General features: G+C 51.3%; 23 protein-coding genes. 11 read left to right on the top strand and 12 right to left on the bottom strand.

What is annotated here, in order from left to right; translation table 11 throughout:
- The first annotated feature begins 181 nt into the window (after positions 1-181).
- The 3 genes from C7B82_RS21700 to C7B82_RS21690 all read left to right on the top strand — a co-directional run bounded on the left by C7B82_RS21700 (position 182) and on the right by C7B82_RS21690 (position 5,268).
- On the top strand, positions 182-2,824 hold the full coding sequence (locus tag C7B82_RS21700) for a M1 family metallopeptidase (RefSeq protein ID WP_106258533.1): 2,643 nt from the start codon (positions 182-184) through the stop codon (positions 2,822-2,824).
- 63 nt (positions 2,825-2,887) lie between these two features.
- Positions 2,888-3,640 (top strand): GDSL-type esterase/lipase family protein, encoded by a 753-nt coding sequence (locus C7B82_RS21695; protein ID WP_106258531.1) that lies wholly within the window; start codon positions 2,888-2,890, stop codon positions 3,638-3,640.
- A 125-nt stretch (positions 3,641-3,765) separates the two neighbouring features.
- Positions 3,766-5,268, top strand: coding sequence for a glycosyl hydrolase family 57 (locus tag C7B82_RS21690; RefSeq protein ID WP_106258530.1), 1,503 nt, complete (start codon positions 3,766-3,768; stop codon positions 5,266-5,268).
- Positions 5,269-5,352: 84 nt separating this feature from the next.
- Here the strand turns inward: C7B82_RS21690 and yidD are convergent, their stop codons facing one another.
- Entirely contained in the window at positions 5,353-6,087 is a 735-nt protein-coding gene (gene yidD / locus C7B82_RS21685) for a membrane protein insertion efficiency factor YidD (RefSeq protein WP_106258528.1), read from the bottom strand.
- 177 nt (positions 6,088-6,264) lie between these two features.
- Between yidD and C7B82_RS21680 the strand changes: the two genes are divergently transcribed.
- The 4 genes from C7B82_RS21680 to cobT all read left to right on the top strand — a co-directional run bounded on the left by C7B82_RS21680 (position 6,265) and on the right by cobT (position 9,498).
- Positions 6,265-6,636: a hypothetical protein gene (locus tag C7B82_RS21680; protein WP_106258526.1), complete on the top strand. Its 372-nt coding sequence runs from the start codon at positions 6,265-6,267 to the stop codon at positions 6,634-6,636.
- Positions 6,637-6,725: 89 nt separating this feature from the next.
- Positions 6,726-7,226 (top strand): universal stress protein, encoded by a 501-nt coding sequence (locus C7B82_RS21675; protein ID WP_106258524.1) that lies wholly within the window; start codon positions 6,726-6,728, stop codon positions 7,224-7,226.
- Between the two features lie 147 nt (positions 7,227-7,373).
- Entirely contained in the window at positions 7,374-8,201 is an 828-nt protein-coding gene (locus tag C7B82_RS21670) for a DUF2232 domain-containing protein (protein ID WP_106258522.1), read from the top strand.
- A gap of 97 nt (positions 8,202-8,298) precedes the next feature.
- Entirely contained in the window at positions 8,299-9,498 is a 1,200-nt protein-coding gene (cobT, locus tag C7B82_RS21665) for a nicotinate mononucleotide-dependent phosphoribosyltransferase CobT (protein WP_245940038.1), read from the top strand.
- Positions 9,499-9,770: 272 nt separating this feature from the next.
- Here cobT and C7B82_RS21660 read toward each other — a convergent pair whose 3' ends face one another.
- Positions 9,771-10,115, bottom strand: coding sequence for a hypothetical protein (locus C7B82_RS21660; protein ID WP_245940037.1), 345 nt, complete (start codon positions 10,113-10,115; stop codon positions 9,771-9,773).
- A gap of 647 nt (positions 10,116-10,762) precedes the next feature.
- Between C7B82_RS21660 and C7B82_RS21655 the strand changes: the two genes are divergently transcribed.
- Both C7B82_RS21655 and C7B82_RS21650 read left to right on the top strand, forming a co-directional pair.
- Entirely contained in the window at positions 10,763-11,413 is a 651-nt protein-coding gene (locus tag C7B82_RS21655; protein ID WP_106258517.1) for a phycobiliprotein lyase, read from the top strand.
- 4 nt (positions 11,414-11,417) lie between these two features.
- A complete protein-coding gene (locus C7B82_RS21650) occupies positions 11,418-12,635 on the top strand; it encodes an extracellular solute-binding protein (protein ID WP_106258516.1) in 1,218 nt (405 codons plus the stop codon).
- Here C7B82_RS21650 and C7B82_RS21645 read toward each other — a convergent pair.
- From C7B82_RS21645 to C7B82_RS21625, 5 genes are all read right to left on the bottom strand, one after another.
- Positions 12,583-13,335: a hypothetical protein gene (locus C7B82_RS21645; protein WP_106258514.1), complete on the bottom strand. Its 753-nt coding sequence runs from the start codon at positions 13,333-13,335 to the stop codon at positions 12,583-12,585. The two genes, C7B82_RS21650 and C7B82_RS21645, sit on opposite strands and share 53 nt — an antisense overlap.
- Positions 13,304-13,807 (bottom strand): late competence development ComFB family protein, encoded by a 504-nt coding sequence (locus tag C7B82_RS21640; protein WP_245940036.1) that lies wholly within the window; start codon positions 13,805-13,807, stop codon positions 13,304-13,306. The genes C7B82_RS21645 and C7B82_RS21640 overlap by 32 nt, the downstream gene beginning before the upstream one ends.
- 407 nt (positions 13,808-14,214) lie before the next feature.
- On the bottom strand, positions 14,215-14,802 hold the full coding sequence (locus C7B82_RS21635) for a cytochrome b (protein ID WP_106258511.1): 588 nt from the start codon (positions 14,800-14,802) through the stop codon (positions 14,215-14,217).
- A gap of 191 nt (positions 14,803-14,993) precedes the next feature.
- Positions 14,994-16,151 (bottom strand): HhoA/HhoB/HtrA family serine endopeptidase, encoded by a 1,158-nt coding sequence (locus C7B82_RS21630; RefSeq protein WP_106258509.1) that lies wholly within the window; start codon positions 16,149-16,151, stop codon positions 14,994-14,996.
- 145 nt (positions 16,152-16,296) lie between these two features.
- The gene (locus C7B82_RS21625; RefSeq protein WP_106258508.1) at positions 16,297-16,671 is read right to left on the bottom strand and encodes a hypothetical protein; all 375 of its coding nucleotides are present in this window, start codon (positions 16,669-16,671) and stop codon (positions 16,297-16,299) included.
- 333 nt (positions 16,672-17,004) lie between these two features.
- Here C7B82_RS21625 and C7B82_RS21620 point away from each other — a divergent pair, with 333 nt between their 5' ends.
- A complete protein-coding gene (locus tag C7B82_RS21620) occupies positions 17,005-17,427 on the top strand; it encodes a hypothetical protein (RefSeq protein ID WP_106258506.1) in 423 nt (140 codons plus the stop codon).
- A gap of 219 nt (positions 17,428-17,646) precedes the next feature.
- Here C7B82_RS21620 and alr read toward each other — a convergent pair whose 3' ends face one another.
- A complete protein-coding gene (gene alr / locus C7B82_RS21615; protein WP_425443649.1) occupies positions 17,647-18,822 on the bottom strand; it encodes an alanine racemase in 1,176 nt (391 codons plus the stop codon).
- A gap of 460 nt (positions 18,823-19,282) precedes the next feature.
- Positions 19,283-20,098: a hypothetical protein gene (locus tag C7B82_RS21610; RefSeq protein WP_106258503.1), complete on the bottom strand. Its 816-nt coding sequence runs from the start codon at positions 20,096-20,098 to the stop codon at positions 19,283-19,285.
- Positions 20,099-20,539: 441 nt separating this feature from the next.
- On the opposite strand from C7B82_RS21610, the gene ctpB reads away from it, so the two are divergent.
- Positions 20,540-21,856, top strand: a complete 1,317-nt coding sequence (gene ctpB, locus C7B82_RS21605) for a carboxyl-terminal processing protease CtpB (protein WP_106258501.1) — start codon at positions 20,540-20,542, stop codon at positions 21,854-21,856.
- Between the two features lie 102 nt (positions 21,857-21,958).
- On the opposite strand, the gene C7B82_RS21600 is transcribed toward ctpB, so the two are convergent.
- The 3 genes from C7B82_RS21600 to acs all read right to left on the bottom strand — a co-directional run bounded on the left by C7B82_RS21600 (position 21,959) and on the right by acs (position 24,959).
- Complete coding sequence (locus tag C7B82_RS21600; protein ID WP_106258499.1) at positions 21,959-22,471, bottom strand: MogA/MoaB family molybdenum cofactor biosynthesis protein; 513 nt, start codon at positions 22,469-22,471, stop codon at positions 21,959-21,961.
- A gap of 39 nt (positions 22,472-22,510) precedes the next feature.
- On the bottom strand, positions 22,511-22,846 hold the full coding sequence (psb28, locus tag C7B82_RS21595) for a photosystem II reaction center protein Psb28 (protein WP_106258498.1): 336 nt from the start codon (positions 22,844-22,846) through the stop codon (positions 22,511-22,513).
- A 145-nt stretch (positions 22,847-22,991) separates the two neighbouring features.
- A complete protein-coding gene (gene acs, locus C7B82_RS21590) occupies positions 22,992-24,959 on the bottom strand; it encodes an acetate--CoA ligase (RefSeq protein ID WP_106258497.1) in 1,968 nt (655 codons plus the stop codon).
- Between the last annotated feature and the right edge of the window lie 304 nt (positions 24,960-25,263).

Genomic DNA, 25,263 nt, shown 5'->3' with positions numbered 1-25,263 from the left:
GATTATCTCAGGTGTCGGGACGGTTGAGGCGAGTACGATCGCTTGCTAAAGCAACAACCTTAACGATCGAGACAATCGAGACGCGGTACACAGGTTACGCTGAAAAGGCGCATTCACAGTCCTGCAAGACTAGAGTTAGTCCTCCAAGCACAGATTCCCCCAGTCACAGAGCATCCCATTTATGCCACATGTCTATTTTGATCCTGCAACCAATGGCCATAAGTCCTTTGAGCTGCCTGGTGCAAAACCCCACTACAACCCCGATCGCCCTGGACAAGTTGAGCACATTTTTCTGGATCTGAGCCTTGATATTCCCAACCAGCGCTACGAGGGCACCTGCACGATTCGGCTCAATCCGGTGCGTGATGGGATTGATCGGCTGACGTTGGATGCAGTCAATTTGACGATCGCGTCTGTGCACGTGGGCAAGACGCAACAAACATTTGACTATGATGGCGAACAGCTACACATTCAATTAGAGCCTACGACGCAAGCAGGGAAGCCGATTGAAGTGGCGATCGCCTACAGCGTCAACAAACCCCAACGTGGCATCTACTTCATTGCACCCGACAAGCACTATCCCAATAAACCGGTTCAGGTGTGGACTCAAGGCGAAGACGAAGATTCGCGCTTCTGGTTTCCCTGCTTTGACTATCCTGGGCAGTTGGCAACGTCTGAAATTCGGGTGCGTGTCCCCAAGCAGCTCATGGCAATTTCAAACGGTGAGTTGGTCAAGACCGAGGCTGATGGTGACGACAAGATCTACCACTGGCACCAAAAACAAGTGCATCCCACCTACTTGATGACGCTGGCAGTTGGCGATTTTGCTGAACTGCAAGATGAGTGGAAGGGCAAGCCCGTTACTTACTATGTCGAGAAAGGCAAAGAGCAGGAAGCCCGCATTAGCATGGGCAAAACGCCCCAGATGATCGAGTTCTTCAGTGAAAAATACGGCTATGCCTATCCGTATCCCAAGTACGCTCAGGTCTGCGTTGATGACTTCATCTTTGGTGGCATGGAGAATACTTCCACCACGCTGCTCACCGATCGCTGCCTACTGGATGAACGCGCGGCGTTAGACAACCGCAATACCGAAAGCCTGGTGGCCCACGAACTGGCGCATCAATGGTTCGGCGATCTGGTTGTCATCAAGCACTGGTCGCACGCCTGGCTGAAGGAAGGCATGGCGTCCTACTCAGAAATCATGTGGACGGATCATGAATACGGTGCGGAAGATGCTGCCTACTATCGTCTTGGCGAAGCTCGCAGCTATCTAGATGAAGACAGTTCTCGCTATCGTCGTCCGATCGTCACGCATGTCTACCGTGAAGCGATCGAACTCTACGATCGCCACCTTTACGAAAAAGGTGCCTGTGTCTATCACATGATCCGTGCGGAGCTAGGGGACGACTTATTCTGGAAAGCAGTGGCGACGTTTGTGAACGACAACGCACACAAAACAGTCGAGACCGTTGATCTACTCAGGGCGATCGAAAAAGCCAGCGGACGTAACCTCCTGTTCCTCTTCGATCAATACGTTTATCGTGGCGGACACCCCGATTACAAAGTGGCTTACTCCTGGGATACCAGCAGCAATCTCGCCAAAGTCACCGTCACTCAAACGCAAGCCAAAGACGGCAACGGTAGCCAGAATGAATTGTTTGATCTCAAAGTGCCGATCGGGTTTGGCTACATCAGTGAGGAGAGAGGAGAGAGGAGGGAGGGGCAAGAACGCCAAAACGATTCACACCTCACACCTCACACCTCACACCTCACACTCTTCCCCGTCCGCATCTACGAACGAGAGCAAACCTTCTACTTCCCTCTAGAGAAAAAGCCAGACTTCGTTAGCTTTGATGTTGGCAACCACATGCTCAAAACGGTCACGCTGGAGTATCCCGTCCCGGAACTCAAAGCCCAGTTGCAGTCTGATCCCGATCCTTTAGCGCGGATTGTTGCTGCTGAAATGCTGGCAAAGAAAGGTGGACTGGAAGCTGTAAACGCCCTCACTGAAGCACTAACAGCCGAGCACTTCTGGGGTGTACGCGTCGAAATCGCCAAAAATCTGGCTACAGTCAAACTCGATCAAGCCTTTAGTGGGCTCCTGGTAGGACTCAACGACGTCGATGCGCGAGTGCGCCGAGCCACGATCGAAGCGCTGGCAACGATTAAGACCAACGACAGCTACAAGGCAATCAAGCCCATTGCTGAAAAAGGCGACGCCAGCTACTACGTTGAAGCGGCTGCTATACGGGCGCTTGGCAGTATTCTCACCTCCAGCTTAGGCGAAACGAAAGAAGAGAAAGTGCTGAAGCTACTAAAGTCAGTGCTGAAAGAGCGCCAGGGTTGGAATGAAGTGGTGAGATCGGGCGCGATCGGTGCCCTGAGCCAAATGAAAACCTCCGAAACCGCTTTGGACTTAATCCTGGAATACACGGTGCCCGTTACACCCCAGGCATTACGCCTGTCTGCCATCCGCGCGTTGGGTGCCATTTCTACCGGACAAAGCAACAGCAATTTAGAACGGATTCTCGATCGCCTGCAAGAGCTGTCACGCGAAACGTTCTTCCTGACGCAAGTAGCGGTAGCCGTTTCACTGGGGCAGATGGAAACTGCACGGGCGATCGGCATTCTGCAAGCCCTCGCAGACCAAACGCCTGACGGGCGTGTGCGTCGCATTGCGGAAGAAGCCGTCCAGCGCGTGCAAAAGAACGTTGGTTCTGACAAAGCTGTCAAACAAATTCGTGAAGAATTGGATCAACTGAAGCAAGAGAACCAGGAGCTTAGGAGCCGGCTGGAGAATCTAGAAGCGAAAACGAAATAATGTGGTTGTGGTTAGACCTCCGAAGTCTTCAAGACTTCGGAGGTCTGAAGGGAAAGAGTTGCTGTGAATCAGACTATTCAGACTTTGTTGGGGCTTTCAGTTTGTTTGAATGCTCTATTCATTTCATTGGGCGTTTGGATCATTCTCAAGCGTGGTGGTTTGTCTTATCTGGCAACAAGAGTACCGCTACTGAGAAAGCTTGGAATTAAGAGCACTCAGGGATCGCCCTTTAACTTCCCTTATTACGATCATCGTAAAAGTCAACTTTCCTTACTACCCGTTAACGCATCCAACATCATTTTTTTAGGAGACAGCATCACGGATGAAGGCGAATGGGCTGAACTGCTCAATAATCCAGCTATCCGCAATCGTGGTATTTCCAGCGATACAACGATCGGCGTTCTCGATCGCTTACAGGACATCATTGCACCACGGCCACAGAAAATCTTTTTGATGATTGGTGTCAATGATTTATCCAATCTCGGACGATCGCCCGCTGACGTGGTTCAGACCCATAAAGAAATTCTCACTCAAATACGTGAGCAATCGCCACAAACCAACGTCTTTATCCAGAGCGTTTTGCCCATTCATCCAAGCCTATTTCTAGGCTTTGTGACGAACAGCAATATTCAAACCTTAAACGAACAACTCCAGCGCTTAGCCAACGAATTTTCCTACCCCTACATTAATTTGCATGCTCATTTTTTGGGTGCTCATCATCAGCTAGATGCACAGTACACATCCGATGGGATTCACTTAAACGGTATAGCCTATCAACGTTGGGCAAAACTTATTGAACCCCATGTACTCCCATAAAAGCCGACTGCTGCTAGCTGACTGCTGGTAGCCAGCCGCTAACGATTTAACAGAGTTGGATAAACTAAACATGCAGTGTAGGGTAAGGTGTCAGGATCGCAAGTCAACCTACTTAAAGGCTTTCTATGGTTTCCTCCACGCTTACAACCAGTCCTGCGCTGATTCCTGAATTGATTGATGATCTGCCCAACATTTCAGGCTGGGAGGCGGATGTACAGGCAGTAACGAGCGAGAATTATCCCGTTTTTTTGCCCACGACCAATCTGCGGTTAGACGATCTTTCGGCTACGTTTGCGATCGCGCTGCACATGCATCAACCAACCGTTCCAACAGGCTATAACGGTGCGCCGATCGGTCATTTGCAGTACATGTTTGAGCACTCTGGCGAAGGCGATAACCACAACGCAGGTACCTTTGCCTGGTGCTATTCCCGTATGGGCGACTTTATCCCCGAACTGGTCGCCAATGGTTGCAATCCTCGCGTCATGCTGGACTACTCTGGCAATTTGCTGTGGGGACTGCGACAAATGGGGCGCGGCGACGTGCTGGACAACCTGAAGCGGATTACCTGCGATCCCACCTATCAGCCCTATGTCGAGTGGCTGGGAACCATGTGGAGCCATTCAGTCGTGCCCTCGACGCCGATCCCAGACATTAAACTACACATTCAGGCGTGGCAACACTATTTTGCTGCAGTCTTCGGTTGGGAAGCGTTGGCACGCGTGAAAGGCTTCTCGCCGCCAGAAATGCATTTGCCCAATCAACCGGATACGCTCTACGAATTTGTCAAAGCGTTGAAAGAGTGCGGCTACCGTTGGCTGTTGGTGCAAGAACACTCAGTCGAAACCCTGCAAGGAGAACCGCTCCAGGACAAACATCTGCCCCATCAGCTTGTAGCGCGAAACTCGTCTGGGGAAACCGTCAGCATCACAGTGCTGATCAAAACGCAGGGTTCGGATACCAAGCTCGTCGCGCAGATGCAGCCCTATTACGAAGCAAAGACGCTGTCGCGTCGATCGCTCAACGGCATCTCGATTCCCCCGATCGTGTCGCAAATTGGCGATGGTGAAAACGGTGGCGTCATGATGAACGAGTTTCCGCCTGCCTTCAAACAAGCCTGGCATCAGATGGCACAGAACGGTGGTAAATCTGGAGTCCTTGGCGTGAACGGGACAGAATATCTGGAATTACTGGAAGCAGCAGGCGTGAAGTCGGAAGCTTTTCCAACCTGTCAGGCGATCGCACAACACCAACTCTGGCAGCGCGTCTCACCCGAAAACACAACACCAGACGCAGTAGCAGCGGCGATCGCGGCCATTCAGCAAGAGAACCCCAACTTTCATATGGAAGGTTCCTCCTGGACGAACGATCGCAGTTGGGTCAAGGATTACGACAATGTGCTGACGCCCATGAACCAACTCAGCGCTCACTTTCACCAGACGTTCGATCCACTACTGCAAGCTACACCTGAGTCAAGCCAAACACCTATCACGCAAACCCCTCGCTACCGCAAAGCATTGCTATACAACCTGCTGCTGCAAACAAGCTGCTTCCGCTATTGGGGTCAGGGAGCCTGGACAGATTATGCCCGCGAGTTTTACCAGCAAGGAGAAGCGGCGATCGGGTAAGAGATGAGGAATGGTTTTGAGTTTTGAGTTTTGAATTTTGAGTTCATGCCCCCCTTGCCTCCTCTTGCCTTCCCCTAGCTCCCTTTACAAACTGCAATCACAACTACCAAAATCGCAGCTGCCACAATCCAAACCACTACAATCGAGTCCATTGCAATCGGCAGCACCACAGTCCATTGCACTCCAGTCAGCGCTGGAACAGTCGATCGCATCACATCCTAAACTGGCGCAGTCCAACGCATCGCAATTCCAGTCTGAGCAGTTGTTCTGATTTGTTGTCTCTGTCGATTCACCGTTGGTCACGATCGGAGGTTTCTTAAAACTGCCGCCGCCAATCCGTTCACGTTGGTGCTTCTGCGTCTCGTCAGCTTCGGCATCGCTGTCTGGCTCAATGGCATCGTTGTCTAACGGTTCATCCTGCATCGCCCACCCGGGCTGAGGCTGAGAGCGACTGGAATGTCTGTAAAAAGACGTTACAGGCAAAACAGAACCATCTTCTTGCGGCTTAGCCTGACAGTGGAGCTTGGTTTTGTGCAGCCTAGCTTTAAGGACTTGATTGGCCGCTTTACATGCCTGAAACCGCTGCTGGATGAGTGGGAACGCCTGCCCAAGACCGCCTTCTAAAATCGTGCGCTTAGTGTATTGAGAGCAGGATTCACTGCGATGCAACACGCGGTAGGCACAGGAAAAGCCTTTCCTAGGAGAGATCTGTTTTTGGTAGCCAGCAATCAGAGTTGAAGCCATGCGGCGAGTCAGGCTATCAATAGAGTGCTGCGATCGACGCTGTGAAATCTCTGTCGTTTGCATAGTAGTTTGCATAAACGCTGGCTCTCCAGCGGCGTGGAAGTTTACATGCTGTAACTTAAATTCGTAATTGTTTAGGTAAAGCTTGAGTTTTCTATGTTTTTCTCTGACCGTACTCCTGACTGGGTTACATATAATGAACGTGAACAAGTGCTTAGCGCTTGACTTCACCGTACTAACTTCAGTGAGCTAATGTTTGATTTCAGCAATCTGCTTGAGTTTTCCCACAATCACTGCATCGCTATCTGTGCCGCGTTAGTGCCTGCTAACGTACTTTCTACCTTTTACGCGATCGTGCTTGTGTGGCTACAGCGTCCTGTGAGTCAGGTTTGGCAGGTCTCTGGACTGGCAAGCGTCTTTGCCCTTTTGATGGTGTTACATGTGCTCACCTGGTTCATTATCGGTGTTGTGATGGTGCCAACCTTTGTGTTGCTGTCCTTAGGAGGCGTCTGTCTGAGCATCAATTTGTGGGTCATCCTGCATCCTCAGAGTTTACGTCGGTTTCTCGACATCCTCGGTCGCCGTTTAGGTACTTTGCGGACAGGCACTGCATCACTCTCATGATTGTGTCGTTAAAGCGTATCTTTCAGGGTTGATTCCAGATCCTCCAAACGCTTGTAAGGTGAATGTAGGGAGCGAATGGAGAAAAAATCATGAGTTTTCATAAGATCGTGGTTGCTCTTGACGACTCCGAACTGAGCAAAGCGGTTTTCAATCAAGCGATTACATTGGCCCAGAACAATAAGGCAAGCCTGCTTTTATATAGCGGTCTCGCTGATCTGACGCTTGTTCCACCAACCAACCTGACCGCAGAGATCGGCTTGTTTCCCCAGGAAATAATGGGCAGCACTACCTACCAGGCACAACAGGCTAACCTTGAGCATCAGACTGAAACAGCAAAAAGTTTGCTTCAGCAGTATGAAGCAGCCGCGCAGCAGCTTGGGTTGCAAGTGCAAACAGCCTTTGAAGTGGGTGACATTGAAGCGTTGCTGTGTGCCACGGCTCAAGATTGGGGTGCAGACCTGATTGTGGTCGGGCGGCGAGGACGCAAGGGATTATCAGAAGCCTTATTGGGTAGCGTGAGTAACTACGCTGTGCACAATGCTCATTGTTCAGTGCTGGTCGTACAGGGTGAGACTGAACCGCACGCTTAAAAGGCTGGTTGTGTTCCACACATGTGGCTCATTGCGTATGGAACGTTTACATGTAATGTTCTATTGGCAAACCGGTTTGCTTCGCACCAATTAGACGCGATCGCGAATTTAGATCTAGAGTAAAACTGCTACCTTTTCTATGACTGCATGACTGATTCTTCTGAAGACAACGCATCCGATCGCGCTGGCAGTTCTGATCCGGCTAAGGTCGGTAAGGATGAGATTGCTTCAGAGGAGGCATCTTGGCTCGCAGCAGAAGCTGAGTTGGAGACCCCTACTGGTAAGTCGGGCGATCAAGAACCATCTCAAAAGGACACTGCTGGACAACGCTATCATGCTGGACAACGCATAGTAGACCCAACAGTTCCCCTCATGATGGTGGAGACAGCCTTTTTAGCGAGTGCCGCCAGCCTTGTATTTTTGGTGAATTATTACTTTCCGATCGGTCCTTTACTGAGGCTCTTCTTCTCCATTCCGATCGCGCTGACTTATTTGCGCTGGGGCAGTCGTGCTGCCTGGATGGGTGCGTTAGTCTCTGGTTTGCTACTTAGCGTGCTGATGGGGCCTGCGCGCAGCATTCTCTTTGTAATGCCCTATGGCTTGATGGGTGTGGCATTCGGTGTGCTCTGGCGACGAGGTGCTCAATGGAGTTTCTCGATCGGTATTGGTAGCATTCTCGGTTCGCTAGGGTTTTTCTTTCGCATCTGGCTCGTCTCCCTGCTGCTGGGCGATGACCTTTGGCTCTATGCCACCACTCAAACAACCGATTTACTGGAGTGGCTGTTTATTAAGCTCGGCTTTTTGTCTCAGCCCAGCCTTGAACTGGTGCAGGCGGCGATCGTTGCCATGATTGTCCTCAATAACATTGTCTATGTGTTTGTCGTCCACCTTGTTGCCTGGCTGCTGCTAGACCGTTTAGGCAATCCCATTCCCAGGCCGCCGAAGTGGGTGCAGGTATTGATGGACTATGAGTGAGAGAGATAAAGAATAAAGGAGAAAGGATAAGAAGGAGAAAGTGTAAGGAATGCAGGATGAAGGCATAGTTGAAGAACGGGAGGGAAACGAGCATTCTGTGTCTCCACTTCTTTGCGCCTCTGCCTCCTATCCTCTCGTTCGTGTTTACACTCAAAAGCTGCAGGGAGAGCGCTGGTTAGAGCGGCATCAAGGACAGCTGCCTGTTTTTGCTTGTGTGTTGGGTTTCACAGAAACGGGGCTTTTACCGGGAATTTCGGCAGCGGGCGCAACGCCAGCCGATCGCCAGTACACCGCGATCGCGGATGCCGAGTTTTTATACCACGGGCCACAAACACATCCGGCCTATCCTCTACCACCCCTTATAGTGGGCGCATCGCCAGCCCTGATTTCTCGTGCCATTCTTGCAGGGCAGCAGATTCCGCTTTACCTTTTTAATGCTGGCCTACCGTCTCCACCCGCTGTACCGGCGATCGACTTGCATGGTGTCCCTGCCAGCTGCGTGAGCCAAGGCAAAGCAATGGCACTACCGATCGTTGAGCGCTTACTGCAACAAGGCTTACTCTGGGGCGAAAAATTAGCGGCGACAGAACCGGGCTACCTCATTCTGGGGGAATGTGTGGTTGGCGGTACCACAACAGCGCTGGCGGTCTTGGCAGGCTTAGGTATCGCAGCAGCAGGCAAGGTGAACAGTAGCCATCCTGACTGCAACCATGACCAAAAATGGTCACTGGTACAAGCAGGCTTGCAGCGTTCCGGTCTATGGACATTGAGCCTGGAGGAGGAAAAGACAGATCCCACACCCCACACCCCACATCCCACACCCCTTCAAATCGTTGCAGCCGTCGGTGATCCCATGCAGATTGTCGTTGCTGGAATGGCGATCGCGGCAAGCCGAACCTGTGGCGTTTTGTTGGCAGGTGGCACCCAGATGCTGGCAGTGTACGCCTTGCTAAGGGCGATCGCAGACTCCCATTACCTGGCATGGCAACCCGATCAAATTGTCGTTGGTACCACTCGCTGGGTCGCCGACGATCGCACCGGGGATACGGTTGGCCTGGCAAAGCTGGTGGGTGATGTCCCTCTGCTAGCCACTCAGCTTAGCTTTGCCTCATCACGCTACGAACAGTTACGGGCGTATGAACAGGGCTTTGTTAAAGAAGGCGTTGGTGCGGGAGGCTGCGCGATCGCTGCTTGCCTCTACAAGCACTGGAGTCAAGCTGAATTGTTGGAAGCGATCGAAACACTAGCCGAGCAGCACCAGCAGCTGAGCCGACGACGCTTGAAACACCACAACTAGGTGTCGCTCAGCTGCTAGAAATCACCATCTAGCAGTGGATGAAGCATTGACGAGTGATGGCTGACCTCACCCCAAACAATGAGATGACTGCTTAGGATTGCAGATTTAACAAGGCCGAGAATTTGTCTTGATGGAGGGGATGACCGTGCGCCCCCTACGGAGGAATGGCGGAGTTATTTAATTCTGCTTCCTTAGCAAGTACATAGAATCAGTCATTTAACAATACGAGGTAGGGCTTGGCATTGCCAAGCCCTACCTCATGTACTCGATTACTAGCTGTGGATTCGTCTAGAAAGCAACTGCTCTTCTAGTGCGGCAATTCTGTTGTAAGCAGCAGTCAATTGTGCCGTCAGACGTTGCACTTGAACTTCTGGAGCAAGCTGTCTTTCGCCGCTGTGAGCCGTTGAATCGATACCCGTGTGATCAGCCAGAACATCTTTGTGTTCCATACTGGAATCAAGACCAGCATATTGCTGATAGGAACGATAGTGATTCGTTGAGCCGCTGTCAGAGTGCTGCAGTTGATCGGCTCCAAACTTGCACTCAGTGGCTACATCCGACAGTTTGCTGCTGAGCTGCTCAATAAGTTGATATAAAGCATCAACTTTCTTACTCATGAGATTGATCTGCTGTTGCAGGGTATCCATTCAGTGCCCCAATTCGCCCTAACGTCTGGCAGCTATTCTAAAGAGTTCTTTGCGTTAATCGAGGTTATTCCTGAATCATTTAACCTTTGAATTTCGTAGCCGAGAGGGTATAGGATGCGCTCAAGCTGCGTCAAACGAGTTTAGAGCCCATTTTCACGCAAGGGCTAAACTGCAAAAACCCGATTAATTTCTACGCATTCTCATGCATTATGCAGAGAAACGCACGATCTCACCCTACGGTTTCGCTGCCTGCGTCCTCAATCTGTGAGTGCACGCTAAAGCAGATGATTGCTTACAAAATGGTTTGATTTTAGGCATGGATTGCTGTTAATAACAGGCATTCATCTCGCGTTAATTTTACATAGTGGGCAATGGCTGAGGCTTGCGTTGCCGTGTAAAGATCACTTGCTTGCTGTGGATTAATGCCTTCACTGATGACTGATCGCCACCAACTTTTTCTGTGTTGCAGGTCATGGAGGCTTGCTATAGTTAGTTTGAAGCAATGAGCAGCGGAGGAGAGGCAAACTCTTAGTAGCGCTCCCTCGATCGAGTCGGTAGTAATTTCTACAACAACAATTGCTAAAAAAGGGTTTATTCAGTCAGGTTTTTAACGAGAAATGCTAAACTTTCAAGATTTTTTTACCACCTGCACAGGGCTGTGGACCACTGAGAGAACCTACCATTCCACGCTGCGCGGTGAGGTTGAACGGTCGTACACAGAGTTCCGCGTCGATTCACTGACGACCGCAGACAAGCAACAGATCCTCTCGTCTCAATCCAGCGCGGCGATCCAAGCACTACCTTTAGACACGGTAAAGCTAGCAGATGAGGAGACTCTTTGCCCTGGTTTTGCGATCGCGTTTGACACCCGTTCCGAAAAAGGTGAGCAGGTTTCCATGAGCCTCAAAGCGTTGTTTGTTCCCGATCACTACCTCACGATCACACAGCCAGTGGCTACCCCACCACTGCCGATCGCGGCGCAGGTTGTGGCGGAACCATTGGGAGAAGCGATCCAGGGCTTTTATCTCCGCGATGAGGGGTATTCCGAAGTGGGCGCGATTGCGGGGCGTTTTACCTACCAGCCGACTCGCCAGACGCTTGAAATGACCACCTATTATCGGCGATCAGTTGCAGTCGATCAGATGCGCATCATTGCCCCTGATCTGCGGCTTCGGACGATTGTCACCTACCAACGGCCCGAAGCCAATGAGCCACCCACCATCATTGATCTCGTTGGGTTTGGTGTTGAACGCAAGCAGGTGGCATAGCTTCATGAACCGTCTTTCGACTCAGCCCTCACACACCACACTCCATCCCTTCAATCGCCGTTCTTTTCTGACAGGTGCGATCGGTCTTACCCTTAGTAATCTCCTTATGGGGTGCTCTGGGCAAAACGGCCAGACGCTTAGTTTACGTGTGCTCAATGGCTCAATTCCACCACAGCTTGTAGTGGCGTTTCGTAAGTATCTGCAACAAACTTCGACCGCTGGAGCCCTGGATGTCGCGATCGAGCCACAGTTGTTACAGCTCTTTGAACAACTGCAAACCTGGAAGCGTCAAGGACAGGTGAATGCGTCCGGTTGGTTCAGTTGGGTTCCGTTCGTTGGCAAGCGTACCAGTACTGCCGTGCCCGATCTGGTCACGCTGGGTGATTACTGGCTAGAAAAAGCCATCCAACAAGAGTTGATTCAGCCACTCGACCCAACGCAGTGGCAAGGATGGGAACAGCTACCGTCCGAATGGCAAGCACTGGTGACAAGGAGAGCATCGGCAGAAACACCCGTTCGCGTCTGGGCAGCACCGTATCGTTGGGGTAGTACCGTCATTGCTTATCGCCAAGATATTTTCAAAGAGAAGGGATTGCAGCCACCAACAGATTGGTCAGACTTGTGGCGATCGGATCTGCGAGGACACCTCTCTCTCCTGGATCAACCGCGTGAAGTCATCGGTTTAACGCTTAAAAAACTGGGGAAATCTTACAACACTACCAACTTACAGGCAGTGTCTCAGCTGAAGGCTGAATTAACAGCGCTGAATCAGCAAGTCAAGCTTTACAGCTCCGATGCCTACCTGCAACCATTGCTGCTAGGCGATACCTGGCTCGCTGTTGGGTGGTCAACAGACATTTTGCCGTTGACTCAACGCAATCAAACCATTGCAGCCATCGTACCCAAAGCAGGCACTGCGCTGTGGGCCGATCTTTGGGTACGTCCCACTGCCGCCAGGCCTGAACTCTCTTCTCTGATCGCTCATTGGATCAGCTTTTGTTGGCGTCCTGAAATCGCAACGCAGCTCTCACTAATCAGTCGAGCCGCTTCGCCAGCTGTGCTAGAAATGCCTCTAGCAAACTTGCCTGACGCCTTGCGCCAAAACTCGTTGCTCTTACCAGTTGCTGCCATCCGGCAGTCAAGCGAATTTCTCAAACCGCTCGATCGCGCTACGGCTGAAGAATATCAAGCGCTTTGGCAGCACCTGCGCCAGGTTGTCTAGAGCCACCTCTGAGGCCTCCTTTGCCTGAAGAATCGAGCAAAATGCTACAGGCAATGGCGTTTATGTCAAAGGGCACGCGATCAGACGGGTTTGCTCGCTCGGCTAGCTGCCTTTTTTGCAAAGCGTCAATGCTGACGTTGCTGAAGTCACAAGTCGAAGCGCCTAACAGCGTTGCCTGTCCATCAAACACCCGGACGTTGTAACCATAATCACGAGCGGCTTCGCCAAACACGTGAATAAATGCATAGCGATCAAGGTAATCAAGCAAACTCCAAAACTGTCGATTGACCACCAGATCAACGCGACCAGGGCGATTGCCACTGTTGGGATACGCTAGCCAATCTGCCAGAAGTTTACTGCCGTAGGCATCTTCGCTGGCAATCTGGGTTTGCAGCCACCAAAGGCTGGGAATTGTCAGTCGAGTCAGAGAAATACGAGCGGCTGTGATCAATCCGGCCGGGGTCTTGGCTGGATCCAAAGCGTCCAGATCCAGAGGCTCCCGATCAGGCTGGAGATTGGCACTAGCATCAGAAGGAGTGACCTCAGCCGCGATCGCGCTGTCGTGCACGCTGGCAACACAGCCGAAACTTGCAGTGACAGTAAACACGGCAATCGAGACCGCTGGCAGCAGTTTTCTCAACGGTCTATCGCCTTTGATCCACAAACGTTTATAGATAGTATCGGCTGTCGTGCCACTCATTGCGTTGGGCTGCTGCATTGCCTCGTTTACGCCAGGTCACTTCTCCACGGGCGGTGCGGATCAGGGCGTTTTCAACTCCATCCACTACGTTACGCCAGGACAGTTCTTCCTGTCCTAATAATTCTTTCAATTCTTGCAATACCACCTGTGACTCTTGCTCGGCACCAATTTTTAGCGGCACAACCGCTCGAAGGGGGTCTCGCTGTACAGCTGCGATCGCCTGTCGCACGGCTGCCAAAATCTGGTTGCCCAACTCTCGTCGTGCTCGAATAACTTGCTGCTCCCAGCCTTTTTCACTTGTGGCGTAAAGCGCCGGTAGACGATTCAACGCATAGGCAATGACTTCTGCCTTGTTAACATAGCTGCTCACCTTTGCAGGCAACTTCTGAAGCTGTTTCTCAACTTCTTCAACAACTAGAGACTCCATAACGTTACGGTAAGTCTGGGCAGGTTTGTGCTGCATAGTACTCATGACGATTTCCAGGAACGAAAGGGCTAAGCAGGAGCTTAAAAGTGACAAAGAGTTTTCTCAGTGACTTGAGGCGGTGTGAAAATCAATCAGTTTAGATATGTAGTATATCTTAGCTGCCACTGAGACATCCACCATGACTAGTCATGAAGTCTATTTGCTCACAAAACTTGGTAAAGGCGGAGGCAATTCTTTGTTAGAAAAAATAACAGCTCAAACGGATAATGTTCAAGCATATCTGTAACAAAGCTGTTGCGAACTTACCCTGCCATTTGCCGCTTGCTTCCCGTACAATCTATAGCCCTAAAGTCTAAAGCCCCAAAGCTGTACAGTCTTTCGTTAGCCTACGATGCGTCTCCACCACGTGCCGTTCTCAAACGGACACTGGCTTGTTCTTTGGTTGGTAGTTTCTAGGCGGTTATTTTGGCGATCGCGCTATAAGAACGACGTAACATTGCATATAGGTAGCGTCGCTGTTCTAAGGCATGTAGTGCAATAAATGCCAAAAATGTGTAGCTCAACCAAAAGTGTGCACTGCGACCGAATTCAGCCAACCCTTTATCGGCACCAACCAGGGGCGGTAGAATAATATTTGTGCCCCAAAGAACTACATCTTTGGCATTAGCATTTGAAAAGAGATAGCCACTTAGTGGGACGAGCAGCATGAACGTGTAAAGTGCGACATGAAGTGCAAACATTCGCCACCAGCGAAGCGTGGTTTTGGGCAAGCGACGTCGATATTTGTGCAGCACCACGCTCAGCAGCACCGAAATTCTTGCCAACAGTAAACTCATCACGACCACGCCCAGCGTTTTGTGTAAACCGTAGAGCGATCCCCGGTAAGAGACTTCTCTGGATAGACCGGTCATATAAAGCCCGCTTGCAAACAGCAAGAGATAGAACGCTGCCATCAGCCAATGCACAAACCATAAGCGTTGAGCGGTGGTTTTATTGCGCTTGGGCGTAGGCGAGCTGTCGGACTGCTGAGTCGTGGGCATGGGTTAACTCCTTGGATTAACAATGATTTGACGCCATGATGTGTGCATCGGTTCAACAAGAACGACGCAAAAACCGAATTTCTCGGCGAGGCTCTTGAGTCTGAGGAACAAGAATTTAATCACTCCCACATTCCCCGTAGGGGCGCAGGCCATGCGCCCTTACCTGCCGACTAATGCTTGAGCGATCGCGTCTAAGTTGGAAACGCTCCCGGACTAACCGATAGGGTGATGTTCTGACCACCCCGATTGATTTGAATGGGTAAGCTGGTACCAATCTTGCTGGCTTCAACCACCTGCTGCACATCGTCCGCTGTCTTCACCGATCGCCCATTTACAGCCTGGATCACATCCCCAGCTTTTAGTCCAGCACTGGCAGCAGGCGAACTGCGAGCAATACCGACGATCACAACACCCTGGTCGGCTTTGACGGTCACACCCAATTCAGAATCTTGGTTCAATGCGTCTTTGGTAGCGGCGGTAAGGTTGGTCATTTGAACACCGAGATAGGGGTGTTCGGCTTTACCGCTGGCGATCAACTGGTTGGCGACTCGCTGCGCCTGATTGATTGGGATCGCAAAGCCCAGCCCCTGAGCACCCCCGATGATGGCAGTATTCATGCCAATGACCTGCCCTTTTTGATTTAGCAACGGTCCACCAGAGTTACCAGGATTAATGGCTGCATCGGTCTGGATGAAACTGACGCGCTTGTCAGGTGCCCCGATCGTGCCGCTAGAGCGTCCCGTGCCGCTGATGATCCCAGCCGTTACGGTATTATCTAGACCAAGCGGATTGCCGATCGCGATCGCCCATTCACCCGGCTTAATTTGTTCCGAGTTACCGATCGCCACAGCTGGTAAGTTTGTTGCCTGAATTTTCACCACAGCGACATCCGTCAGTTCATCTTTACCCAATACCTTCCCTGCGAGCTCGCGCCCATCTTTCAACGTGACGGTCACGCTGCTAGCACCATCGACAACATGAGCGTTCGTCAACACCAGACCGTCCGCCTTGATGATGAAACCAGAGCCCGTGCCCCGTACAACTCGATTCGCTTGGGTCCTTCGACTCCTGAGGGTGCGAGAAGAATCAATACGGACAACAGCAGCACCCGTTTTGTCTACCACTGCCGAAATAAAGTTGTCATCAGGACTTGTCACTGGCTTGGATAGCACTGGCGCTGTTGGCATCTGTGCCGCGGGTACCTGTGCTATGGACTGGGTAGCTGGCTGCTGCGTTTGAGAGGCATTGGTTGGCAGAAACTGCGTACCGACGAGCAATCCACCTAAAGCACCCATAGAAAAGAGTGAGAGCGCTTTAACGGAAGGCTTAAAGGAAGAAGGGTGAGACATGGCACGGTTCCTAATGAAAGAAATGCTTGTTTTTACTTGTCTTTGCTTGGACTTGTCTTTGCTTGGACTTGTCTTTGCTTGGGTTGATCAACCTGATGCTCCTGCGCGATCGACCCAGCCGATGCACTATCGCAACCCCAGGGCTTCAACGCAATTCAATGGTGCGATCGCCGACCACGACTTGCTCTGCCCACAACTCATAGGCGCTGCGATGATCCCGATAGCCAAGCAGGCTAATGTGTTGCCCAACATGGAGTACCCCGCCTAACAAATCAGGCTGCTGCAACTGTGACGATGGCGGCAAAATGATTACCCAGACGTGATCTCTAGACGTTACCTGTAGTGTGGCGTGGAGATTGTTGTACTTAATCTGTCGAATTTCACCCGCTAGATTCAGCAGTTGCTCGTGATCAGAAGCGCTCTCATACTCATCAGCACTGGCGGGATCAGCGTCAGCGGCCAGAAAAGTAGCGATCGACGCTGCTGTGATAGCGGCATCGATCAGTCCTTGTTTAGACATGGCTTGAAAGCTCCTACTGCTGTGCTAGAAAAAGCGTTAGCTGTTAGGGATTAGCTAGCAGCTAACGGCTGATCGCTTCAGTTGTGTAACCGTCTCGCAAATCTGGGTTTGGTGTCTAAAGTTGTTGTGTATCAACTCTCCAAACCCATGCTCTTAGTGTGACGAGCGAATATGACACAAACATGTCAGCACGCGATCGCAGTCAGCTCAGCGCTAAACCCTTGAAAATTCTGGCGTTTTGTGAATAATCTTGAACTTAACCGGTCTTGAACCTAACCTGGCATCACGTCTGCTTTCGTGGCGCTTTGATTAACTGCTCAAAAGGAATGGCGCATGAACGCAGCCGAACAGGCAACCTCTCTGGAAAGAACCAGCAAAATCGCAGCGGCGGCCAATCTCTTCAAAACCGCATTCCCTGATGCCAGGTCAGATCTGAAGCCCTGGGTGAACGATCCCGACACGCAAGAACTGATTGACCCTGAGTCGATCGACATCGGGTTTCACTTTCCTGGTTTTTCGCGCCTGCTTCAAAGTCGGAGTCTTTTATTGCAAATCCGCTTTTACGAAGATCGGCAAACAGGCGAAAAGCGAGCGATCGGCGCTGAAATTGCAGGTTTTGACCACCGTGGCAAGCAGTGGTGGCTTTCAACCATTGAAAACTGGACGTTTGAAGGCAACAGCTACCCCACACAGGAAATGGGGGAGAAACTGAAAGCCTTTCTTAGAAGTGTTTTGGAGTTATTTAGTGGTCAGTAGCCAGTCGTCAGTGGGCCTTTGGCAGTAGCCAGTGGTTAGGACAAAAAACTCAAAACTCTCTAGCGCAATGGCACGAAGCGCTACTCAAAACTCAAAACTCAAAATTCAAAACTCTCTAGCGTAGAGACTCTGGCATCCAAGAAACGCGAAGCGTGTCCAACGGACTCAGCGGCGCAAAGCGCTACGCAAAAATCAAAAATCAAAACTCAAACCCAGTCCTTATCCCTCATACCGTCTGCTTACTGAATCCGACAGCGCTTGTCCGATCGCAATTCTTGGCAGTCGATGCTTGAAGCCACAGAGAATTTCCCAGGAAATCGTCCCCAACGTAGCTGCCCAATCATCGGCTGAAATCGACTGGTTGCCGTCTTGCCCCAGTAGTGTGACGACTTCCCCTTCCTGCAGATCAGGAACAGTACTGACATCCAGCATGATTTGATCCATCGTTACTGCGCCAATCTGCGCTACTCGTTGCCCTCTGACCAGCACTTCCATGCTGTTCGACAAATTACGCGGTACTCCGTCGGCATACCCGATCGCGACTACAGCAAGGCACATTTCCCGATCTGCCACAAACCGATGTCCGTAGCTAACACCTGTCCCTGCCGCAATGGTCTTCACCTGAGTGACTCGGGCTTTTACCTGTAGAGCGGTCTTGAGTTTCGCAGTGGCTCCCAAATGGGCTGCCGGATAGAGTCCATAGATCGCCAAGCCGACTCTCACCAGGTCATAGTGGAAGGTCGGATCGGACAGGGTACCACCAGAGTTTGCTAGATGTAGACAGGGTGGGTGAATGCCACAGGCTCTAATTTGAGCAATAGCAGTTTCAAAGCGCTGTTGCTGCTGTCGGGCGATCGTTTGGTCTGGATCTTCTGCCGTTGCCAGATGAGAATAAACGCTGGCAAGCTTGAGATGCGGTAAACGTTGTACCAGTTGTGCAAAAGCGGCGGCCTCTTGCCATGCAGTGCCCAGACGCGACATGCCAGTGTCTAGCTTGAGATGCACTGGTAAGGGATCAGACTGTGGGCGTTCTGCCAGCACTTCGGCAAAAATGAGCGCTTGGCGAGGCGTGCAAAGCGTCGGTTGGAGCTTCCAATGGGCGATCGCCCGAATTTGCTCTGGTGTATGGTTCGCGCCCAGCACCAAAACAGGCGCATGAATGCCAGCTTCACGGAGTTCAATGCCTTCTGGGATCGTGGCAACACCTAGCCAGGTCGCTCCTGCTTGCAGTGCTGTCTGCGCGACAGTGGTGGCTCCATGGCCATAGGCATCAGCTTTGACAACCGCCATCAGTGCCGTCTGGTTTGATAACAAGCGACAAATTTGCTGAACATTGTGGGCGATCGCGCTCAAGTTCACCTCAACCCACGCCCGCTCCCGCGGCATCAACGCCATACTTGGACTTTGCTCCCAACTCAACATTGCGATCGACTCCTCCTACACCATGAAAGCGGTCAGCGATCAGCCGTCAGCGGTCAGCTACAAATAAGAGGTTTGGCTCCTGACTCCTGAGCACTTTCAATAAGTGAACAAAACCTTAGCAGCTTTTTACGCTTAACAAAACAGTTTGCGATCGATAGTCGCGCTCTAGGACAGCAGAAGGTACGAGGCTAAAGCTAAAGGCTAAAGGCTAAAGGTACTGACATGTGACATTAGCCCCTTTGCTTAGTGCATTACGTTAACGGCACCCTAAGTGGACAACGTTGTTTGTCGATACAGCTAAAGGCCAGATCTGTTAGTTGTTAGAAAAAGCTGACCGCTGACCGCTGACCGCTGCTGACCGCTGACGGCTGACGGCTGACCGCTGACCGCTGAATCAACTCAAAACTTTCCCCTTTCCCCCACTCCCCTTTCCCTACTGCTGCGCCTTCGAGTCCTTACGTTGCGGCTCAGGTAAGAAAAAGGTTAGTTCGCCATCCTGCATGCGCGTCTGTCCACCTAGCGCCAAAATTTCCCGTTTGGCTCGTGCCTGAGTGGTCTTATCGTGGGCAGCCCCTGCCTGATAGTAGATTGACATCCAGGCCTGGAATCGCACGGGAACGCTGTTAGGGTCTCGACGCAAAAACTCGGCTGTCTGCTGAAAGAGGGGCGCTAGCGCTTGATAGGGTGTTCCTTGCACCCATTTTTCGGCCATTTCGTGGGAGTGGATGGAGGCTGGCACATCGCCCAATAGCAGCAGTTGATCTAAACCTTTGAAGCGCCACACCTGAAATGCTTTGGGGCTAACTTGGGGCGATAAGGCAGCGGTACCTCGATCCATCAGCTTCACGGCTGTCTGCGGATCACCCAGTTGGTAAGAGATACTACCGGAAAGAAAGAGGTAAATATCAACGAAGCGTGGGTCTAACCGCGTGATGATATCGAAATATTGTGGACTGAGGGCATAGCCCGTCTTGGCGCGAACGTCATTGTCTCCGTAATACTGCAAAAAGTTCAGAAACGTCCAATCTGCGATCAGATTACTAAACCCCAAGGTTGGTAGTTGCTTAATCAGGCGTAGTTTGACCGCTTCCTGTTGTTCTGCTTGCTTGGGGTCAGATTGCCACATCGACGGGCGTGCCAGTTGTGATCGCTGCAGCACAATCACTCCAGTCAACGCTGAAAGTACGATCGCCCCACTTAGCAACGATCGCCACCCGTTTGCCTTAACTCCCGCGCTTTTTGCTTCCATTATTCACCCGTATCGCTGCTACACGCGTACTCTCACATGTTTAGTTGTCCCGCTTTCAAGGGCTCGTAGCTCGCGGCTTAAAAAAAATTTACAAAAAACTATAGAACTTAAAGCAAGGCTTTAGCAAAGTTAATACAACTACCCCTATGCCAATTTATTGAGATTCGGTTAGATTGGCTGAAAGGTTTCAGTCTAAATCTCACTAGGGTGTTTGCATGAGCGTAGGTTAAGTGTTGAGAATGCTTGGCAAACTGTCATCCATGCGGTGGACTGTCGCCATGCTACTTGAGTATGCTGGATTCACAACTAGTTGGGATCGCTTAACTTCTCTGTTGCTGTTTGATGAGTGTTGTACATGTTATGGATCGCCTTCAGTTAGCCTGGCTGCCGTAGCGCGTCTCTCTGTATATTTCCAAGCCACTTCATTTATCTTTACCCTCAATGAACCGACTATTAAAGCGCTTTCCCTTGCTTCAAGTTGCTCTCTGTGGTGGGGCTGTCGCTACCACGGCGGCAATATCACTCTTTGGTCCGGGTCTCAGTCGCGTACGTGCGGCACTGCAAGAAAGTCCGAAGACCGTGATTGATGAAGCCTGGCAGATTGTGAACCGTGAATACGTTGACGGCACCTTTAATCAAACAGACTGGCAGGAAGTTCGGAAATCACTGTTGGGCAAAAATTACTCGTCGCGCGAACAAGCCTATCTAGCACTGCGATCGGCTCTAGAGAAGCTCAATGATCCCTACACTCGCTTCATGGATCCAAAGCAATATGAAGCGTTGAGTAATCAAACCTCTGGCGAGTTGTCTGGGGTTGGTATTCGACTGGAGGTCAGTGAGCAAACTAAAGTGCTGACAGTGGTGGAGCCAATCGAAAATTCACCGGCGCTCAAAGCAGGGATTCAAGCAGGCGACCAGATTTTAGCGATCGACGGTAAGCTGACGAAAGGCATGACTGTTGAGGATGCTTCTACCCTGATTCGTGGCGATGTCGGTACCAAAGTGAAGCTTGAGATTGGGCGACAAGGCAAAGAAAGCTCGATGTTGGCGCTGACGCGTGCTCGTATCGAGTTACCCACTGTGCGGTACTCACTAAAGCAAGAAGGCACCCAACGCATCGGCTACATTCGCTTAAATGAGTTTAGTGCCCATGCGGCCGACCAGATGCGTCGAGCCATTCAGGATTTGGGTAATCAGAAAGTGGAAGGCTATGTCCTCGATCTGCGGGGCAATCCCGGCGGGTTGCTGCAAGCGAGCATCGATATTAGCCGGATGTGGATGGATAAAGGGTCGATTGTCCGCACGGTCGATCGCAAGGGCAACAACGAGGATATTGCGAATAATCGGACGTCTCTCACTAAACTGCCACTCGTTGTTTTAGTCGATGGCAATTCGGCCAGCTCCAGCGAAATTTTGACAGGTGCGCTGAAAGATAATGGACGCGCAACCGTAGTGGGTAGCCAAACTTTTGGTAAAGCGCTGGTGCAGTCGGTGCATTCCCTCTCTGATGGATCAGGGCTGGCCGTCACAATCGCCCATTACTACACACCCAAGGGAACTGATATCAGCCATAAAGGCATCACGCCAGATGTCAAGATTGACCTGAGTGATGAACAGCGTCAAAAACTGGCATCTAACCCCAAACTCTTGGCGACTAAAGAAGATCCTCAGTACGCTCGTGCCCTCGCCACTCTGCAAAAAGTTGCATTGACAGCCCCTGCCTCTACAGTGCAACAGGCGAGTCAAAGCCAGAAATAACGGCATCGGATCGATCGTTAGCGGTACGTAGGGTGTGAGCAACGCAAGCTCGTATCCTGCGTCCCTTTTTTTCGTCGTTATCATTGGGGTGCGATCGAGCGCTTAAGGACTACCCGCCTGGATCTGGCTCACCAGGTGCCTCAGTTCTGGCAAAATCAATGCCTGCATGGCAAGGGTTACGGCCCCTGTAGACCCAGGCACCGAGAAGACGAGCTGGCTACCGTAAACACCCGCGATCGCTCGCGAAGCCATTGCCCGTGAGCCAATTTCTTGATAACTCAGCGAACGAAAGAGTTCCCCAAAACCGGGCAGGGTCTTTTCTAACAGTATTGCGAGCGCGTCATAGGTGGTGTCTCTTGGTGCAATGCCCGTACCACCATTGACGATGACGGCTGCTAGCCCAACCTGGTGACTCAACTGTTGTAAGGCTGCTTGAATCTGTGCAGGCTCATCTTTAACGATGGTATACGCCATGACGTGATGCCCTGCATCATGCAACAGTTGCTGGATTAACTGCCCGCTGCGATCGGTATCCACTGTGCGGGTATCACTAACAGTAATCACCGCACAATGAATAGCTGGAGCGGCAGTGTCAGGATGAGGAGTAACCGCCATTGGTTGTCAAATCGACTTAGTGCTTGAGCCCGATTACGGTTAGGCTTTGTTAAATTCTAGCCCGTGGTCTTCGCCATATCGCTGCATGAAGCGCATAAAGCGATCCCACTCTGCAGCCGATTTGATCACGTAGGTTGCTTCTAAAGCATCGGGTTGACCGTTAATAAACTTGGCGTTGACCTCTCGAGTCACTAACTCACCTTCCTCGTCAACCAGATACATCCCAGTAATACTTTCAGTACTGCTGCCACTGAGTGCTTTCGGATTTTGGAAGTAGAAAATGGCTTTGCCGTTGCTACCATCGCGAGCACGGGTCAAGCTAACATCAGGCACTACATCCTCATCAATACCTCTAGAAAATTGAATTTGAGCCATAATTCTCAGTCAGCAATTGTATTGTGCAAAACACTATTCTCCCACGTCGCGGCAAGTAGACAAACCAGGCTCTCAAAAAAAGTTAAGTAGGGGCGGTATAGCCTGTGGCATCCAAGAAACGCGAACCGCCTTTACTTACCTTTACTTAACCTTCGCGAAGTTTTTCTAGTACGCTACGGTCTTCTAGTGTGGAAGTATCGCCCGAAATTTCAACACCACTGGCCAGGTCACGCAGCAGCCGACGCATAATTTTACCAGAACGCGTTTTGGGTAGGGCATCGGCAAAGCGAATTTCACCCGGACGGGCGATCGCGCCAATTTCCTGCACCACATGCTGCTTGAGTTCCCTGAGCAACTCATCGCTGGGGCTGTATGTTCCTTCAAGCGTGACAAACGCCACAATGTCTTGCCCTTTAAGCTCATCGGGTTTACCGACCACTGCCGCTTCAGCAACGCTTGGGTGGGACACCAACGCAGACTCAATTTCCATTGTGCCGAGGCGATGTCCAGCGACATTGATGACGTCATCGACGCGGCCCATGATCCAATAATAGCCATCTTCATCACGACGGGCACCGTCCCCTGCAAAGTAGATGTACTGACCATCCTGGGGTGGAATGTGCTCCCAATAGGTACGACGGAAGCGATCGGGATCACCATATATCGTTCGCATCATACCGGGCCACGGATACCTCACTGCCAGGTAGCCACCTTCATTCGCACCAACAGAATGTCCTTCCAGGTCAATCACATCGGCCAGAATGCCAGGGAACGGTAGCGTGGCTGAACCAGGTTTTGTCGGAATAGCACCCGGTAAGGCGGTGATCATAATGCCACCGGTTTCGGTTTGCCACCAGGTATCGACGATCGGGCAGCGTCCCCCGCCAATCACTTGCTGATACCAGATCCAGGATTCTGGGTTAATGGGTTCGCCAACGGTGCCCAGTAACCGCAACGAGGATAGATCGCGGGCGTTAGGATGCTCGTTACCCATCTTGATAAAAGCGCGAATGGCCGTAGGGGCGGTGTAGAAAACATTGACACCATGTTTTTCAATCACATCCCAGAAGCAACCAGGATTAGAGGCACGGGGCGCACCTTCATACATCACCGTGGTTGCGCCGTTTGACAGTGGGCCATAGACAATGTAGCTGTGTCCAGTAATCCAGCCGACGTCAGCTGTACACCAATAAACGTCAGTGTCTTGCAGGTCAAAAATCCACTTGGTGGTGATGTGGGTGTAAAGGTTGTAGCCGCCTGTAGTGTGGACGACGCCTTTGGGTTTGCCCGTACTGCCAGAGGTGTAGAGAATGAAGAGCAGGTCTTCGCTATCCATTGGCTCAGCGGGACAATTGGCAGAGACTTGTGACTGGAGTTCGTGCCACCAGTAGTCACGATCGCCCTGCATTAACACACCCTGTCCTGTGCGCTTCACCACTAGCGTTGCCGAGACGCTAGGAACGCTACCATCTGCCAGCGCTTTGTCTACCTGGTCTTTCAAGGGCACGATCGCGTCTTTCCGCCAGCCACCATCGGCTGTAACGACCACTTTTACCTGCCCGTCGATCAGGCGATCGCGCAAGGCCTCAGCACTAAAACCGCCAAACACAACAGTATGTGCCGCACCAATCCGGGCACACGCCAGCATGGCGATCGCCGCTTCAGGAATCATCGGCATATAAATACCGACGCGATCGCCCTTTTGCACACCCAGATGCTTTAACGCATTGGCAAACTGACAGACTTCTCGGTGCAGTTGAGCGTAGGTGAACGTGCGCGAGTCTCCTGGCTCCCCTTCCCAAATTAAGGCGGCTTTGTTGCGTCGCCAGGTGGTGAGATGGCGATCGAGGCAGTTATGAGAAATGTTCAGCTTGCCATTAACAAACCACTTCGCAAACGGCGGTTGCCAATCCAGTACCGCATCCCATTTCTGAAACCAGTCCAGTTCTGTTTCTGCCAGTTCCGCCCAGAAGGTTTGCGGATCCGCTTTTGCCTTCTCATACAGACGCTGATAGTCAGCCAGGCTCTTGATATGAGCGCTTTGGGAGAATGCTGCCGGTGGCTGAAATAAGCGCTTTTCTTGCAGGATCGATTCGATAGTCGGCTGTGACATGACGTGTTAAGTGACCGAGGCTATGCTCTCAAACAATATTGTTCCAGCATACCGACTTACAGCCCCATCACTCTCATCTGTTTGCATTTGTTGAGGGCGACAAGGAAGAAAGGCTAAAAGCCGAAAGACGTTGTTAGGGACAGGCGCAGAAATAAAGTGCCAGTCAATCACGAATTTTGTTAGAGGCATGCCTCTAAGCTGGGATACGATTTGTTTGCAAGTCCCTTAGGATCGTGGATTTATTAAGATGTAATTCTACATCTGTCTCTGTAAGCTAGAAAGAGATGAGTCACGCGTGAAATGA

The sequence above is a fragment of the Stenomitos frigidus ULC18 genome (genome assembly GCF_003003795.1).
Lineage (GTDB): Bacteria > Cyanobacteriota > Cyanobacteriia > Leptolyngbyales > Leptolyngbyaceae > Stenomitos > Stenomitos frigidus_A.
This window is presented reverse-complemented; position numbering and strand designations above follow the sequence as displayed.

What these genes read in the sequence shown, in the direction of transcription:
- C7B82_RS21645 (WP_106258514.1), bottom strand. Translation starts at nt 13,335, where the DNA reads ATGAGTGGCACGACAGCCGATACTATCTATAAACGTTTGTGGATCAAA.
- C7B82_RS21635 (WP_106258511.1), bottom strand. Translation starts at nt 14,802, where the DNA reads ATGCCCACGACTCAGCAGTCCGACAGCTCGCCTACGCCCAAGCGCAAT.
- C7B82_RS21610 (WP_106258503.1), bottom strand. Translation starts at nt 20,098, where the DNA reads ATGGAAGCAAAAAGCGCGGGAGTTAAGGCAAACGGGTGGCGATCGTTG.
- C7B82_RS21700 (WP_106258533.1), top strand. Translation starts at nt 182, where the DNA reads ATGCCACATGTCTATTTTGATCCTGCAACCAATGGCCATAAGTCCTTT.
- C7B82_RS21600 (WP_106258499.1), bottom strand. Translation starts at nt 22,471, where the DNA reads ATGGCGGTTACTCCTCATCCTGACACTGCCGCTCCAGCTATTCATTGT.
- C7B82_RS21650 (WP_106258516.1), top strand. Translation starts at nt 11,418, where the DNA reads ATGAACCGTCTTTCGACTCAGCCCTCACACACCACACTCCATCCCTTC.
- C7B82_RS21630 (WP_106258509.1), bottom strand. Translation starts at nt 16,151, where the DNA reads ATGTCTCACCCTTCTTCCTTTAAGCCTTCCGTTAAAGCGCTCTCACTC.
- C7B82_RS21655 (WP_106258517.1), top strand. Translation starts at nt 10,763, where the DNA reads ATGCTAAACTTTCAAGATTTTTTTACCACCTGCACAGGGCTGTGGACC.
- acs (WP_106258497.1), bottom strand. Translation starts at nt 24,959, where the DNA reads ATGTCACAGCCGACTATCGAATCGATCCTGCAAGAAAAGCGCTTATTT.
- psb28 (WP_106258498.1), bottom strand. Translation starts at nt 22,846, where the DNA reads ATGGCTCAAATTCAATTTTCTAGAGGTATTGATGAGGATGTAGTGCCT.
- C7B82_RS21690 (WP_106258530.1), top strand. Translation starts at nt 3,766, where the DNA reads ATGGTTTCCTCCACGCTTACAACCAGTCCTGCGCTGATTCCTGAATTG.
- C7B82_RS21660 (WP_245940037.1), bottom strand. Translation starts at nt 10,115, where the DNA reads ATGAGTAAGAAAGTTGATGCTTTATATCAACTTATTGAGCAGCTCAGC.
- C7B82_RS21675 (WP_106258524.1), top strand. Translation starts at nt 6,726, where the DNA reads ATGAGTTTTCATAAGATCGTGGTTGCTCTTGACGACTCCGAACTGAGC.
- C7B82_RS21680 (WP_106258526.1), top strand. Translation starts at nt 6,265, where the DNA reads ATGTTTGATTTCAGCAATCTGCTTGAGTTTTCCCACAATCACTGCATC.
- C7B82_RS21625 (WP_106258508.1), bottom strand. Translation starts at nt 16,671, where the DNA reads ATGTCTAAACAAGGACTGATCGATGCCGCTATCACAGCAGCGTCGATC.
- C7B82_RS21620 (WP_106258506.1), top strand. Translation starts at nt 17,005, where the DNA reads ATGAACGCAGCCGAACAGGCAACCTCTCTGGAAAGAACCAGCAAAATC.
- alr (WP_425443649.1), bottom strand. Translation starts at nt 18,822, where the DNA reads ATGGCGTTGATGCCGCGGGAGCGGGCGTGGGTTGAGGTGAACTTGAGC.
- C7B82_RS21640 (WP_245940036.1), bottom strand. Translation starts at nt 13,807, where the DNA reads ATGAGTACTATGCAGCACAAACCTGCCCAGACTTACCGTAACGTTATG.
- ctpB (WP_106258501.1), top strand. Translation starts at nt 20,540, where the DNA reads ATGAACCGACTATTAAAGCGCTTTCCCTTGCTTCAAGTTGCTCTCTGT.
- yidD (WP_106258528.1), bottom strand. Translation starts at nt 6,087, where the DNA reads ATGCAAACTACTATGCAAACGACAGAGATTTCACAGCGTCGATCGCAG.
- C7B82_RS21670 (WP_106258522.1), top strand. Translation starts at nt 7,374, where the DNA reads ATGACTGATTCTTCTGAAGACAACGCATCCGATCGCGCTGGCAGTTCT.